Annotated in this window: 6 protein-coding genes; 5 read left to right on the forward strand and 1 reads right to left on the reverse strand. The window is 37.2% G+C overall.

All coding sequences use genetic code 11. The features are described from left to right. Positions 1-496 precede the first annotated feature (496 nt). From G7A72_RS14775 to G7A72_RS14790, 4 genes are all read left to right on the forward strand, one after another. A complete protein-coding gene (locus G7A72_RS14775) occupies positions 497-2,803 on the forward strand; it encodes a zinc-dependent metalloprotease (protein WP_165153023.1) in 2,307 nt (768 codons plus the stop codon). A 63-nt stretch (positions 2,804-2,866) separates the two neighbouring features. Then, a complete protein-coding gene (locus G7A72_RS14780; protein WP_165153025.1) occupies positions 2,867-4,117 on the forward strand; it encodes a zinc-dependent metalloprotease in 1,251 nt (416 codons plus the stop codon). 153 nt (positions 4,118-4,270) lie between these two features. Continuing rightward, entirely contained in the window at positions 4,271-4,630 is a 360-nt protein-coding gene (locus tag G7A72_RS14785) for a hypothetical protein (RefSeq protein WP_165153027.1), read from the forward strand. A 53-nt stretch (positions 4,631-4,683) separates the two neighbouring features. Beyond that, the gene (locus tag G7A72_RS14790) at positions 4,684-6,981 is read left to right on the forward strand and encodes a zinc-dependent metalloprotease (RefSeq protein ID WP_165153029.1); all 2,298 of its coding nucleotides are present in this window, start codon (positions 4,684-4,686) and stop codon (positions 6,979-6,981) included. Positions 6,982-7,605: 624 nt separating this feature from the next. On the opposite strand, the gene G7A72_RS14795 is transcribed toward G7A72_RS14790, so the two are convergent. Then, entirely contained in the window at positions 7,606-7,752 is a 147-nt protein-coding gene (locus G7A72_RS14795) for a hypothetical protein (protein ID WP_165153031.1), read from the reverse strand. A 353-nt stretch (positions 7,753-8,105) separates the two neighbouring features. Between G7A72_RS14795 and G7A72_RS14800 the strand changes: the two genes are divergently transcribed. Further along, positions 8,106-17,306 (forward strand): gliding motility-associated C-terminal domain-containing protein, encoded by a 9,201-nt coding sequence (locus G7A72_RS14800; RefSeq protein WP_165153033.1) that lies wholly within the window; start codon positions 8,106-8,108, stop codon positions 17,304-17,306. Positions 17,307-17,332: the final 26 nt, after the last annotated feature.

A 17,332-nucleotide genomic window follows, 5' to 3' on the forward strand; every position in this document is an offset into this window, starting at 1 on the left:
AGCATCCATTAAAATAAAATTTAGAATTTATGATAGTTATATTTTTATCTGGTATGAGGTGTCTCTCCTAGATTTTAACTTTATACTAAAATAAAAAAGTGTTCGACGCTCACTTTGATCATAATCAGTTTTTGCTATAAAACTTTCTAATTATAATTTAATTGTTTTTTAAATTAATGATCGAACCCCTCGTTAAGCTTAATTTTTACTGAGATTTAGGCATAAAAAAACCCGAAAATTAATGATTTTCGGGTTTTTAAAGTGGACTGAGCGGGACTACAATCGAACATTTAATACCTATATTAACTTTTTTTGAGAGCTTGAAATTATGATTCAATATATTGATTTTGAATTGTTTAATTAATTTAATTCAATAATTATTTTTAAGTATAAAATATTTAATTAAGTGTTTTTACGAATTATTTAATTATTCTATTTTCATGATTAAAAAATTTAAAAGTAACTTGGCGCAATCTTAACCACATTAATAAAAAAAATGAAAAAATTATTATTACTAACTACAATACTGCTTTCTATCGGAAGTTCTATCGGACAAACCTCCCCTTGGACTGTTATGACACAAAGTCAAATTGCACTGCTGCCAGTATACCCCCCTAGTACAGGTTTTATGCCTTATGATTACGAAGTTTTTACATTAGATTTAGCCTTGTTGGCAACACAATTATCAGATGCACCAATGGATAGTGCAACAAATTCAAATGTAATTCTGAAATTCCCAAATCCTGAAGGAGGGCAAGATGATTACAAAATTTTTGAGGTTTCAGTAATGGAACAAGCTTTGCAGAACAATTTTCCAAATAATAAATCTTATATAGGTAAATCAATCAAAGATAAAACTCAAACTATACGGTTTAGTTTAACAACAATCGGATTTGATGCCGTAACTTATTCAGGAAAAGTAGATTCGTTTTTTATAAAAAAATACCGAAGTAATTTGTTTAGCACTTATATTATATATAAACATTCTCAATCAGCAATTAATCCTGTCTATAGAAATTCAATTCCGTCATCAATAAAAACAGACTTTGTGTGTGGTGTTGAAAATATTAGTAAAAAAATAATTAACAACAAAGCACATCAACAACATAAGTCAAATCAAATAAATACGGTGGATAAATTGAGAGTTTTTCGGTTGGCAATAGCAACAACAGTTGAGTTTTCGTCAAAAATTATAGACCAATTAGGTATGAATGCTAGTACAACTTCTCAAAAAAAATCCGCAATTATTGCGGGTTTAGTTCAGCTAGTAACACGCTTAAATTGTGACTGGGAAAGAGATTTGTCAGTACGTATGAAATTAGTAGCAAACCAAGAATTACTCATTTTTATTGAGACTGATAATTTTACCAACGGAAATATGTACACTCTGATAGATGAGTCGACCCAAATTACACCCATTATAGGAAATATTAATTTTGATATTGGACTTGTACTTGGCACTGGTGGTGGTGGTATAGCAAGTCAGGGTATTCTTCAGGACAATCAAAAAACACGAGTTGTCGCTGAATATGGAACAGAGGGAATAACAGGTGCCGTATTTGTGAATAGTATTACTCATGAAATGGGACATTTTTTTGGAGCGAACCATACCTATTCTGCTTCTGACTGTCAAAATGTTAGTGGTAGTTCGCAAATAGAGCCGTATGCTGGGGTTACGATTATGTCATATAACAGAAAATGCAGTAGTTTGCAACCAACAAACGTAGCATCATTGTTTGATGTTTGGCAACCTGTTAATGATCCCTTCTATCATTCAGAAAGTATCAAAGAGATGCAAAATCTTCTATCACAAGCTACCAGTGGTACTTATATACTTTTAAATAGTACCCCACCTGTTGTAAATGCCGGACTTGATTACACAATTCCCAAAGATACACCATATATGCTAAAAGCTACGGTTTCTAATTCAAATTCAGATGGTTATACTTATTCTTGGGAAAACACTGATACGGGTATTCAAGCAGAAACTAGTGCGACAGCTACAACTGGACCAAATTTTAAATTTTTTAAACCTACAAACGAACCGATTCGTTATATGCCAAAACTTGCAAAAGTACTTACTGGAAATTTAAGTAGTAAAAATGAACGTCTTTCGAGCGTTTCAAGAATACAAAATTTTACTGTTATTGTACGTGATAACTCAATGATTCAGGGTTCACATATTCGACGAGATGATATGAAACTTACTGTTAATGCCGATGCGGGACCTTTTGAGGTAATATCCCAAAACAGTGCTGGAATAACTTGGGCAGGAAATTCATCGCAAACCATTACATGGAATGTGGCAGGAACTACAGCAAACAACATTAATACTTCATTAGTCAACATACTACTTTCAACAGATAAAGGGTTAACTTTTACAACAACACTGCTGGCAAATACTCCAAATGATGGTACACAAATTATTTCAGTTCCTAATAACATCAATGCATTAGATTGCAGATTAATGGTACAATCTGTTGGTAATTTATTTTATGCAGTAAATACTATAAAGTTTGCAATTGCACCAAATTTAGCAACAAATGATTTCGAATTTGAAAATTTTGTACTATATCCAAACCCTAATAATGGAAGTTTCAAAATATCGTTTAAACCAGAAACTAACGACGAAATTAAAATCACAATTTATGACGTCAGTGGAAAAAATATTTATAATAAAACATTTCAAAATTCTGGTATGTTTGATCAAGAATCACAAATAAAGACTGCTTCATCGGGAGTATATTTTGTAAATATACAGAACGGTGAAAATAAAATGGTGAAAAGAATTCTTGTAGAATAAAAAATATTTTTACCAAAAGTCAAAAAAATAAAGCAGAATTGTCAACCAATTTTTAATCAAATTATGAAATTAAAATTAATCATCGCTTTACTCCTATTTCAATTAGGGTTTTCACAACAAAGAACTTGCGGAACCGATGCGCAAATGCAAAAAATCATGTCGGATCCAATAGCAAAACAAAAACATTTAGATTTTCAAAAAAGATTTAATATAGAATTAGCAAAACTTCAAGATCCACAAAATGAATCGGCTAGAAGTACCAACACAACAATTATTATCCCTGTGGCGGTTCACTTTCCCGAAATTGCTGCAAATTCACCCAATAAAGCTTGTTTGATACAATTAGTGCAAAATCAGCTCGATATTTTAAATGCTGCTTTTAGTGCAACAAACCCTGCTCTATCTTTGTGGACTCCGCAAGTGCAAGCTTTTTATCCAGGAACTAATTTGGGTAATTCAAATATGAAGTTTGTTTTAGCGACCAGAAACCATCCTGCTGGAACAGGTCTGACCAACGGACAGTCAGCAATAACATTTGGAACTAGTTTTCTTAACGGCGGAATTAGAGACATTAATTGGAGAGGTTGTTTGAATATTGTTGTTAGAGATACTAATTATGCAGGATATTATACAGGAGGAACTCCAAATGAGGGTAATGTGGTTGTTATAAAGAATATTTGTTTCGGCAGTGGCGACGGATGTCCTGGACATGTACCTACCAATGGATGGCATTTAGGACAAACATTATTGCATGAAGTGGGACATTACTTTAATTTAGAACATACTTTTGGAAAATCTCCGGGAGATGATGTATGTTTGCCTTCAAACACAGACTATGTTGAAGACACACCACAATGTTTAATGACCAGAGATTGGGGTCCCGTACTTGGTTCTATACCTGGTTGTGTGCCTGGAACTAAAGCACTAACAATGAATTTTATGGACTATACTTTAGATGGTAATAGATGGATGTTTACAGCAGGGCAGGTCGTTAGAATGAAAGCCTATTACAACACAGTTGCCGATCAATTTAATACAAATGTTTTAAGTAGTGAAGATTTTGAGTTTAAAGATTTCGCATTGTATCCAAATCCAAATAACGGAAGTTTCAAAATATCGTTTACAAGTGAGATAAACGACGATATTGAAATAGTAGTTCACGATATTAGTGGAAGAAAAATTTATAATAAAACATTTCAAAATTTCGGTATGTTTGATCAAGAATTACAAATAAAGACTGCTTCATCGGGAGTATATTTTATAAATATACAGAACGGTGAAAATAAAATGGTGAAAAGAATTATTGTAGAATAAAAGAGATTTTTACAAAAAGTCAAAAAAATAAAGCAGAATTATCAACCAATTAATAATCAAAATATGAAATTAAAATTAATCATCGTTTTACTCCTATTTTAATTGGGATTTTCACAACAAAGAACTTGCGGAACCGATATGCACATATAAAAAATGATGAATGACCCAATAGCAAAACAAAAACACTTTGATTTTCAAAATAGATTTGAAATTGAATTTGCAAAACTTCAAAATTCACAAAGTGAATTGGCTAGAAGTACCAATACAAAAATTATTATACCAGTTGCGGTTTATTTTACAGAAGTTGATTCAAACTCTCCAGACAGGCGATTCTTGCGGGAAATGGCACAAAATAAAATTGATATTTTAAATGATGCTTGTAATGCAACAAATGCAGATGTTGCATTGTGGACTCCTCAAGTACAAGCTATCTATATAGGAACTAACGTGCGTACGTTTAATGAACGGTTCGTAATTGCAACTAAAAAACATCCTGCAAGTTCAGGACTTTAAAATGGTCAGGAGGCCATAAATCTTTTAAATAGCCCCAAACTAAAAAATAGATTATGAAAAAACTATTACTGTTTTCATTACTATTGTTTTCCATATTAAATGCTTTAGGTCAAATCTCACCTTGGACGGTCATGACACAAACTCAAGTTAATCAACTGCCCGCTTTTCCTTTCTCAGATATGCCCCGAACGGGCTACAAGGTTTTTACTTTAGATCTTTCTGTTTTAAGTAATCAACTATCAATGGCACCAATGGATTCTGCCACAGATTCTAACGTGATTGTAAGCTTTCCAAATCCTGATGGCGGTCAAGATAGTTACAAAATCTTTGAAGTAGCTATAATGGAACAAGCTTTGGCAAACAAGTATCCGAATATAAAATCGTACATAGGAAAAGGGATTAACGATAAAACCCAAGCCATTCGATTTAGTATTACACCACTTGGGTTTGATGCCGTGACAAATTCTGGTAAAGTGGGCTCATTTTTAATAAAGAAGCACCGTAGCAATTCGCTTATTAACTACGTTGTTTACAGACATTTTAGAGCACCAGGTAACTCAATTTATTATAGAAATTCAAATTCATCAGCAAAAAGCTCTGACTTTGTATGTGGTATTTCCTACGAAAAGGATAAATTAGATTACAATAAAATAAAAAATTTACCAAAGTCGAGCCAAATAAACGCCGATGGAAAATTGCGAGTTTACAGATTAGCTGTGGCTACAACTGTCGAATTTTCGAATACAATTGCTTCTCAAGCAGGAATGGGTTCAGGTACAGTAGCTCAGAAAAAAGGAGTTGTAGTAGCATCATTGGCACATTTGATTACACGATTAAATGGTGATTGGGAAAGAGACTTATCGGTACGAATGATACTAGTAGCCAACCAAGAAGCCGTTATTTTTGTAGACTCTGATAATTTTACTAATGGTAATAAGTCTACTTTATTAGCCGAATCGATCCAAATTACTCCAATTATTGGCAACGCTAATTTTGATATAGGACACGTGATGGGTACAGGTGGTGCAGGGGTTGCATGGCTCGGCGCAATTGCAGTTGATGACTGGAAAACCAAGGGAGTAACCGAATATGACGGTCAACAAGGCATAAATAACGACAAATTTAGTAATAATTTCGCTCACGAAATGGGGCATTTTTTAGGAGCGAAACATACTTATTCTAATAGTGATTGTCCGAATTTAGATAGTACCATACAAATAGAACCTTACGCAGGCAATACTTATTTATCTTATAATAGGTTATGCGCCGGATTAGCAGTTGATTCAGATGGATGGCAACCTATTTCCGATCCATATTATCACACAGCAAGTATAAATGAAATACAAAATGTTTTGGCTCAAACAACTAGTGGTACATTAATAACTATAAACAATGCACCACCGGTTGTAAGCGCTGGTCCAGATTACACTATTCCAAAAGATACACCTTACGTTTTGAAAGCCTCAGTTACTAATTCAAATGCAGAAGGTTACACATATTCATGGGAAGGTTTAGATACTGGTGTACAACCTGAAACTAGCGCAACGGCTACCTCTGGACCAAATTTTAAATTTAACCAACCTACAGCTTCTCCCAATCGATACATGCCTAAACTTGAAAAAGTTATTGCAGGAGAATTAAACACTAGAATGGAACGTCTTTCGAGTGTGTCTCGAGTACAAAATTTTGCCGTAACTGTTAGAGACAATGCCGTTATTCGGGGTTCAAATGTGAGACGCGATGATATGATACTGACAGTAAATGCCAACACAGGGCCATTTGTAATAACATCACAAAACACAACCGGAATAACGTGGGCGGGAAACTCATCGCAAACCATTACATGGGATGTAGCAGGAACAACAGCCAATAATATAAATACTTCGTTGGTAAATATATTATTATCAACAGATAAAGGGTTAACGTTTACAACCACACTTCTGGCAAATACACCCAACGATGGTTTGCAAGTGATTACTATTCCAAACACTATTAATTCGTTGGATTGTAGGTTAATGGTGCAATCTGTTGGTAATATATTTTATGCAGTCAATACTACAAAGTTTGCAATTGCAACGAATTTAGCAACAAATGATTTCGAATTTGAAAATTTCACTTTATTTCCAAACCCAAATAATGGCAGTTTCAAAATATCATTTAAGCCAGAAACAAATGATGTAATTGAAGTTATTGTTAATGATGTCATTGGAAGAAATATTTACAACAAAATATTTCAAAATTCAGGTATGTTTAATCAAGAATTTCAAGTCAATACTATAACAGCGGGAATTTATTTTGTAAAAATTCAAAATGGAAAAAATAAATCAGTAAAAAAAATCATAATAAAATAACTTATTTAAACTAAAAGTTGATTTAACCATTTTTCTTTATTTAAGTTAGATAAAAGCGATTTATAATCTAAATACTATTCAACATTGAATGATAATGTACTTATCATTCAATGTTGAATATGTTAAATCAGTATCATTATCATAACTATCAGAAAACATTTAAAAATTAGCAACAAAGCGTCGTAATGAAAACAATGGCGTGTTTTCAAGCTGCTATTCTTATTGTGCTGCATAGTGTTTGCGTAATCGGGGGGGGAGGCTTTTTCTGCCGACGACCGCTTGGAGCTGCCAAGCCGAACAAAGAGAAGGAACGGAGGGAGACCTATTGATTGCCAGTGATGTTTCTATTATATAATTAAATCCCTCCATTTATCCGGAAAGAAAGGTGTTTGGAAATAATTATGAGCCAAATCTTTTAAAAAAGGGTATCCTGATTGATTGCTTCGATAATTTTACTCAAATTCCGTTTCCTTATTTACGATCTTTATTTTAAATTCTTAAAAATTTACATCGTTATCAAAGTTTTTTTTCAGTCTTGTTTCTGATAGTAACGATGCCGAACGGATTTTGAAAACAATTGTTTTCCAAGTCATTCTCCTTATCACAGATTAAATGGTTAGAAGCCTAATTTACGTCATAGCTGGGTACAAATAATCCTAAATCAATTTTATTTACAAGAATAAATTCTTTCATGACAACGTGTTCTTCTTCCATATCCAATAATGTAAGATATTCCATTAAAACTGCATATGCAAATAAAATCTGCAGCATAAGTTAAGCTACACTTTTGTAATTAATTTGATTGTTAAATTTTACAATAGTCGCATAATTCAAAGCAGTATGTCTCCTTTTTCTATTGTACTAAATTTCAACATATTCAAAGATTTCCAATAGCATTTATAAAAACATACTTTCTTTGTCGATTAACAAATTAAAACACACAATTTATTTATTAAAAATATCTCAATACAATTAGTAATATTTTGTCGATTTTCACCTATAATAGGGTTATTAGTATAAAAACCAATTAGATTTAATGAATTTATTAAATAAATATGTTAAATTTACTTTTTTTATTAAAAAAAAACTGACTCAAATTAGACAAATAAAAATATACAATACAAATGAAGAAATTTTTACTTTTACTACTGTTAACGATTTTTCAGTACGGCTTAGGTCAAACCACTTGGACTGGTGCAACAAATACCGATTGGAACACCCCCTCAAACTGGAGTACAGGCGCAGTGCCAACAGGCATAGATGTTGTTGTGATACCCAACGTAACAAATAAACCGATAATTACAGGTATAACAGCTTCTTGTGCTGATTTAACTATTAATGCTTTATCATCCTTAACCTTAACAAATAGCGTTACTAGCTTACTTAACATAGGCGGTAATTTTGTAAACAATGGGACTTTCACTTCAGTAGGAGCCAGCACTATCAGCTTTGTTGGTGCTAATCAAATAGTTGCCGGAGTGACTTATAGTAATTTAACGCTTGCCGGTACCGGAACAAAAACCTTTGCGGCCAATACAATTATAACTACTAATTTAAAGGTTGTTGCGGGCGTCAAGATGAATTTAAATGCAATTAACACGCATCAAACGGGCACTTTAACTTTAGGTGGTGACGGAGCCCTTTTAAGTACATGGGGTGCTTCAAATACAGGAGCTTCAAATGGGAATAACATTTATTTTACAGGTCCGGGTAGAATTACTGTAACTGGAACGCCACCGTACCCACGTATAGAAAATAATTTTGCATCCTACACCAGTGGTGCTTCTGGAACGGTAGGCGCATCCTATCCTGAAGGCGCAACTTCATCATCAGTTACCGCTCCTGATGGTCTTGTTTTTATTAATGTAAACTTTGCAAGTTACGGCACGCCAACAGGTACAAGCCCAAATTATGTATTAGGAGCTTGCCACGCACTTACTAGTATTACAGAAGTTAATAAAGTTATTTTAGGTGTCACTACAGGCAAAGTTCCAACATTTAATGGAGCATATGGCGATCCTTGTGGAGGTACACCGAAACGAATAAACGTGGTAGCATCGTATGCAGAACCAATATGTTCGGGCACAAATCCTGGGACTATAACTGGCTCAACACCCACTGGAGGAAATAATGTGTATTCTTATTTATGGGAATTTAATACGGTTGGGGCTTATTCACCTTATGCCACGGCACCTGGTGTAAGTACCTCTAAAGATTATATTATACCTAGTGGTATCACGCAAACTACATGGTACCGACGAACGGTAACTTCGGGCATGTATTATACCACTACAATTGTGCTGGTTCAAGTGAACACAAATCCAACAGCACCAACCACGATAACAGGTGGAACGTCTATTTGCTCTGGTGCCTCAACTACCTTAACTGTTAGCGGCGGTAACAAAGGCGGCGGTGGCGGTTATGCACAATGGTTTACTGGTTCTTGTGGTGGAACCCTTGTAGGTACAGGTAATTCTTTAGTAGTAAGCCCTACTGTAAACACCACATATTATATTCGTTATAAAAATGTTTGTTCGGTAACCAGTTGTATAACAACAACAGTTACGGTAGCACCAGCACCGTCTATTACGACGGCTGCTGCCTCTGTAAGTGTTTGTTCTAGTGCAAGTCTTCAAACTACACCTTTATCGTACAGCTCAACAACTGGAACTCCTACAACTTATAGCATAACATGGAACGCAACGCCAACTAATAGTTTTGTTGCTGTTACAAATGCCGCATTACCTGCAAGTGCAATTAGTATAGCAGTTCCTGCGAATGCTACATCTGGCACTTATACAGGAAACCTTACCGTAAAAAATGCAGGTGGATGTGCAAGTAGCACAACTATTTTTAACGTAACGGTACAAGCAACGCCAACAGCAGGATCAATTGCGGTTAGTCAAACAATTTGTAATGGAGGTGATCCAGCGACTTTTACCAGCACAACAGTAGGAACTGGAGACGGAACAATTACACACAGGTGGGAAAGTGCCGTAAGCCCATTTAGCACTTGGAGTGCCATATCAGGAGTTACAACAGCCACCTATGATGCGCCAACAGGTTTAACAGCCACTACTCAATATAAAAGAATCACAATCTCAACTTTAAATAGTGTAGCATGTGAATCAACAGCTACATCGCCAGTTACCGTAACGGTGCAAGCAACGCCAACTGCAGGATCAATTGCGGATAGTCAAACAATATGTAATGGAGGTGATCCAGCGACTTTTACCAGCACAGCAGCAGGAATGGGAGATGGAATAATTACGTACAGGTGGGAAAGTTCCGTAAGCCCATTTAGCACTTGGAGTGCCATATCAGGAGTTACAACAGCCACCTATGATGCGCCAACAGGTTTAACAGCCACTACTCAATATAAAAGAATCACAATCTCAACTTTAAATAGTGTAGCATGTGAATCAACAGCTACATCGCCAGTTACCGTAACGGTACAATCAACGCCAACTGCAGGAACTATTTCCGCCAATCAAACAATTTATTATGAAGGTGACCCCGCAGCCTTTACCAGTACAACAGCAGGCACTGGAGATGTTACAAGTACATACAGATGGGAAAGTGCGGTAAGTCCGTTTAATACTTGGAATACAATATCAGGAGCAACAGTAGTCACATATGATGCGCCAACAGGTTTAACATCCACCACTCAATACAGAAGAATTACTATATCAACATTAAATACTGTCGCTTGTGAATCATCAGCAACAACGCCAATAACTGTGACGGTATTAGCAGTTATTGTTGCTGATGACGATACCTTGAGTACGCTAGCTGCACCGTTAATATCAGGTACCAATCCAGTAACAGCAGGAAACGTATTAGAGAATGACACTAGAAATGGAGTTGCAGCAACTACCACCAATACGAATGTAACACCATTAACCACAGGTCCATTGAGCATTGATGCTGACGGAATAGTAACCTTAGCGGCCAATACTCCAAGTGGTACGTACAGCATCACGTACCAATTATGTGAGGCCGATCCATCAACTGGATTAAATATGATCCCTGCGAATTGTGATAATGCAACGGCTACAGTAGCAGTTTTAAATCTAATAAACGCTGTAAACGATGGTTCAGCAACTGTAGCTTCAGCAACAACACCTACAGTTATTTTAAATGTAACAGATAATGATACTTTAAATACTATTGCAGTAACAGGGGCAAACACTGATGTAACACCAATTACTACAGGACCATTGAGTATTGATATTAATGGTAATTTAACATTAGCAGCCAACACAGCTTCAGGAACTTATCTAATTACTTATGAGTTGTGTGAATCTGGGGCAAGTCCAGCAAATTGTAATACGGCTATAGTGACTGTTGTGGTACAGAACCCATTAGTAGGAGTAAATGATGGACCACTTACAGTAGCGACTGCTGAAGTTCCCAAAGTTGTTTTAAATGTAACTATAAATGATACGTTACATGCAGATCCAGTTACAGATGCAAACACTAATGTTACTCCACAAATATCAGGTCCATTAAGTATAACAAGTAATGGAGAGATTACTTTAGCAGCAAACATAGTTTCCGGCACTTATAGTATTACATATGAAATATGTGAAGTAGGAGCAAACCCTGTTAATTGTACAACAGCAACAGCAACAATAGTAGTTCTAAATGCTATTATCGCTAACCCGGATATAACAGGAGGACTTCCAGGAGCTACAACTGGTTCTGTATTAGGGAATGATACATTAAGTGGAATTCCACCAGTTGAACCCGCAGACGTTATTTTGACAACAACAGTTATAAATCCGGTATTAACTTTAAATGCAAATGGTACCATTACTATTGCAGCAGGTACACCTGCAGGACCTCAAACATTAGAGTATCAAATATGTGAAATTGGTTCGAATCCAGCTAATTGCAGTACAGCCAGCGTTACAGTAAACGTTTTTCAATCTGCAGTAGATGCCATTGTTGATGATTTTACAGCAGTACCATATACGGGTGGAAATGGAGGAACTACTACATCAGTATTGAATAATGATACCCTTAATGGAGCTGTCTTAAATCCAGCAGATGTTAATTTAACATTAAGTGGAACAGCGCCTACAGGATTTGTACTTAATAGCAATGGTACGATAAAAGTACCTTCTGGACAAGTTTCGGGTACCTATATGGTTTTTTATCAAATATGTGAAAAGATAAATTCGGGTAATTGTGATGTAGCCAACGCTAAAATTCGTATTAGTAATCAAATTAATGCGTTTGATGATACTTTCCCCCCACAAGCGCCAAGCACTACTGTGGCTACAACTGTTGGAAGTGTGTTAGCTAATAACGGTATTGGAGCGGATAGTTTAAATGGAATAGCAGTAACATCAGCAAATACAGATGTGACTCCAATAACCACAGGCCCGTTAAGTATTAATATAAATGGGAATTTGACTTTAGCTCCTAATACTGTTTCTGGTACGTATACTATTATTTATCAATTATGTGAATCAGGAGCAGATCCTGTTAATTGTACAAATGCAACTGCTACAGTTGTTGTTTTAAATCCTATTGATGCAGTTGATGATAATCCAGTTGCAGTAAACACAGGAGTAAATCCAAAAGTAGTGTTTAATGTAACAGACAACGATACATTGAATACTGTTTTAGTAAGTCCAACCAATACGAATGTTAGCCCAGTTTTTGCAGGACCATTGAGTATCGATTCGAATGGAGTAGTAACATTAGCAGGAAATACACCAAGCGGAAGCTATAGTATTACCTATGAATTGTGTGAAGTTAATCCATCAACAGGATTGGCAGTATCTCCAACAAATTGTAATAGCGCTGTGGCAACAATTGTGGTAAACAATCCATTGATTGCCAACGATGACACACCAGTAGCGGTAACCACAGGCGACACGACATCAAATCTATTAGCCAATGATACCTTAGATGGTGTACTAAATCCAACTATTGGAACCAACCCAGGACAAGTAACCTTAACAGGAGTGACGGTTCCAGCAGGATTGACATTGAATGCAAATGGAACGATCACGGTAAATGCGAACACTCCATCAGGCACGTACACGGTAGTATACGAAATCTGTGAAGTAGGGGCAACACCAGCACCACCTGGAAATTGTGATACGGCTAGCGTAACTGTAGTGGTAAACAATCCATTGATTGCCAACGATGACACACCAGTAGCAGTAAGCACAGGCGACACGACATCAAATATATTAGCCAATGATACCTTAGATGGTGTACTAAATCCAACTATTGGAACCAACCCAGGACAAGTAACCTTAACAGGAGTGACGGTTCCAGCAGGATTGACATTGAATGCAAATGGAACGATCACGGTAAATGCGAACACTCCATCAGGCACGTACACGGTGGTATACGAAATCTGTGAAGTAGGGGCAACACCAGCACCACCTGGAAATTGTGATACGGCTAGCGTAACTGTATTGGTAAACAATCCCTTGATTGCCAACGATGATACACCAGTAGCAGTAACCACAGGCGACACGACATCAAATCTATTAGCCAATGATACCTTAGATGGTGTACTAAATCCAACTATTGGAACCAACCCAGGACAAGTAACCTTAACAGGAGTGACGGTTCCAGCAGGATTGACATTGAATGCAAATGGAACGATCACGGTAAATGCGAACACTCCATCAGGCACGTACACGGTAGTATACGAAATCTGTGAAGTAGGGGCAACACCAGCACCACCTGGAAATTGTGATACGGCTAGCGTAACTGTAGTGGTAAACAATCCATTGATTGCCAACGATGACACACCAGTAGTAGTAACCACAGGCGACACGACATCAAATATATTAGCCAATGATACCTTAGATGGTGTACTAAATCCAACTATTGGAACCAACCCAGGACAAGTAACCTTAACAGGAGTGACGGTTCCAGCAGGATTGACATTGAATGCAAATGGAACGATCACGGTAAATGCGAACACTCCATCAGGCACGTACACGGTAGTATACGAAATCTGTGAAGTAGGGGCAACACCAGCACCACCTGGAAATTGTGATACGGCTAGCGTAACTGTAGTGGTAAACAATCCATTGATTGCCAACGATGACACACCAGTAGTAGTAACCACAGGCGACACGACATCAAATATATTAGCCAATGATACCTTAGATGGTGTACTAAATCCAACTATTGGAACCAACCCAGGACAAGTAACCTTAACAGGAGTGACGGTTCCAGCAGGATTGACATTGAATGCAAATGGAACGATCACGGTAAATGCGAACACTCCATCAGGCACGTACACGGTAGTATACGAAATCTGTGAAGTAGGGGCAACACCAGCACCACCTGGAAATTGTGATACGGCTAGCGTAACTGTAGTGGTAAACAATCCATTGATTGCCAACGATGACACACCAGTAGCAGTAAGCACAGGCGACACGACATCAAATATATTAGCCAATGATACCTTAGATGGTGTACTAAATCCAACTATTGGAACCAACCCAGGACAAGTAACCTTAACAGGAGTGACGGTTCCAGCAGGATTGACATTGAATGCAAATGGAACGATCACGGTAAATGCGAACACTCCATCAGGCACGTACACGGTAGTATACGAAATCTGTGAAGTAGGGGCAACACCAGCACCACCTGGAAATTGTGATACGGCTAGCGTAACTGTAGTGGTAAACAATCCATTGATTGCCAACGATGACACACCAGTAGTAGTAACCACAGGCGACACGACATCAAATATATTAGCCAATGATACCTTAGATGGTGTACTAAATCCAACTATTGGAACCAACCCAGGACAAGTAACCTTAACAGGAGTGACGGTTCCAGCAGGATTGACATTGAATGCAAATGGAACGATCACGGTAAATGCGAACACTCCATCAGGCACGTACACGGTAGTATACGAAATCTGTGAAGTAGGGGCAACACCAGCACCACCTGGAAATTGTGATACGGCTAGCGTAACTGTAGTGGTAAACAATCCATTGATTGCCAACGATGACACACCAGTAGCAGTAAGCACAGGCGACACGACATCAAATATATTAGCCAATGATACCTTAGATGGTGTACTAAATCCAACTATTGGAACCAACCCAGGACAAGTAACCTTAACAGGAGTGACGGTTCCAGCAGGATTGACATTGAATGCAAATGGAACGATCACGGTAAATGCGAACACTCCATCAGGCACGTACACGGTAGTATACGAAATCTGTGAAGTAGGGGCAACACCAGCACCACCTGGAAATTGTGATACGGCTAGCGTAACTGTAGTGGTAAACAATCCATTGATTGCCAACGATGACACACCAGTAGCAGTAAGCACAGGCGACACGACATCAAATATATTGGCCAATGATACCTTAGATGGTGCACTAAATCCAACTATTGGAACCAACCCAGGACAAGTAACCTTAACAGGAGTGACGGTTCCAGCAGGATTGACATTGAATGCAAATGGAACGATAACGGTAAATGCGAACACTCCATCAGGCACGTACACGGTAGTATACGAAATCTGTGAAGTAGGGGCAAGCCCAATAAACTGCAAGCAGGCAACAGCAACAGTTGTGGTAAGTAATCCATTGGTAGCCAATAATGATACATTTCCATCTATAGGAGGAAACGTGACAACGAACGATACTTTAAACGGAGTGCCAGCAACTACAGCCAATATCGACGTGACACCAGTAACAAATGGTCCATTGAGTATTGATACAGATGGAAATTTAATAGTAGCTCCAAACACGCCAGCAGGCACGTACACGATAACATATGAAATCTGCGAAGCAGGTGCAATTCCAGTAAATTGCAAAACTGCTACAGCAACGATTAATTATGTAAATCCATTAGTTGCTAGTAATGACAGTTTTACAGCAACAGGAGGAAATGTATTAGGGAATGACAGTGTCAATGGCGCACCCGCTACGATGACCAATATTGTAGTAACGCCAGTAAGCGCAGGCCCATTAAGTTTAGATTTGTCTGGAAACCTTACAGTAGCACCAAACACACCAAGTGGAACCTATATTGTTGTTTATGAAATTTGTCAAACAGGAATGACACCTGTAAATTGCACCACAGCTACAGTAACGGTAGTTGTCAATAACTTAATTACTGCCAATAATAATTCTTTCCCAACAACAGGGGGTAATGTAATAGGAAATGATGCGGTTAATGAAATGCAAGCTACCGCAGCCAATACTGATGTGACACCAGTAACAAATGGCCCATTGAGTATAGATATTGATGGAAACTTAACAGTAGCGCCAAACACACCAAGTGGAACATACTCCATCACATATGAGATCTGTGAAGCAGGAGCAAAACCATCAAATTGTACACGAGCTACAGCAACTGTGGTGGTAAACAATGCAATTATTGCTATTAATGACACAATACCGGTTACAGGAGGAAGCGTACTTGCAAATGATACCATTAACGGAGCACCAGCTACCATAGCTAATACTGATGTGACATCAGTAACAAATGGTCCATTAAGTATAGACGCAAATGGAAACTTGACAGTAGCACCTAATACAATAGCAGGAACCTACATGATTACTTACCAAGTTTGTGAAACAGGCTCTAACCCGTTGAGCTGTGCTACAGCCCAAGCTACTGTAGTTGTAGGTGAAGCGCCAGCAATAGCCATAATTAAAACAGCTGTTTTCAATGATGAAAATGGAGATGGATTTGCACAAGCAGGCGAGAGTATAACCTATAGCTTTGCGATAAGCAACTTAGGAAACACTCCATTAAACAATGTAACAGTAACCGATGTGCTATCAGGTTTGATACTATCGGGTAATAGCATACCTTTATTACCAGTAGGAGCGACAAACAATACAGCCTATCAAGGAGTATATCGATTGACACAAGCCGACATCAATTTAGGTAGTGTAACTAATCAAGCCAAGGTAACAGGAGTAACACCTCTTGGAGTTATCACAAGCGATTTATCAGATGATTCAAATAATCTTAGTGATAGACCAACTGTTCTAGCTATTCAAGGATGTGTAATTGAAGTGTTTAATGCAGTAGCTCCAAATGGAAACGGTGACAACAAAGTTTTCCGCATCAGAGGTTTAGAATGTTATGCTGATAACACAGTAGAAATATACAACCGTTGGGGAGTATTGGTATTTGAAAGAGCAGGATACAACAATGACGATAGAGCTTTTAGAGGAGTTTCAGAAGGTAGAGTAACAGTAAAACAAGCTGAAGAGCTACCTGAAGCAACCTATTATTATATTTTGAGATATAAAGATAATGCAGGAACAAGTTTCGAGAAAGCAGGATATTTATACATTAATAGGTAATCAATCTAAATCTCTTAAGTCTAAAA

It is taken from the genome of Flavobacterium sp. Sr18, assembly GCF_011064265.1.
Lineage (GTDB): Bacteria > Bacteroidota > Bacteroidia > Flavobacteriales > Flavobacteriaceae > Flavobacterium > Flavobacterium petrolei.

What these genes read in the sequence shown, in the direction of transcription:
- G7A72_RS14785 (WP_165153027.1), top strand. Translation starts at nt 4,271, where the DNA reads ATGATGAATGACCCAATAGCAAAACAAAAACACTTTGATTTTCAAAAT.
- G7A72_RS14775 (WP_165153023.1), top strand. Translation starts at nt 497, where the DNA reads ATGAAAAAATTATTATTACTAACTACAATACTGCTTTCTATCGGAAGT.
- G7A72_RS14780 (WP_165153025.1), top strand. Translation starts at nt 2,867, where the DNA reads ATGAAATTAAAATTAATCATCGCTTTACTCCTATTTCAATTAGGGTTT.
- G7A72_RS14800 (WP_165153033.1), top strand. Translation starts at nt 8,106, where the DNA reads ATGAAGAAATTTTTACTTTTACTACTGTTAACGATTTTTCAGTACGGC.
- G7A72_RS14790 (WP_165153029.1), top strand. Translation starts at nt 4,684, where the DNA reads ATGAAAAAACTATTACTGTTTTCATTACTATTGTTTTCCATATTAAAT.
- G7A72_RS14795 (WP_165153031.1), bottom strand. Translation starts at nt 7,752, where the DNA reads ATGCTGCAGATTTTATTTGCATATGCAGTTTTAATGGAATATCTTACA.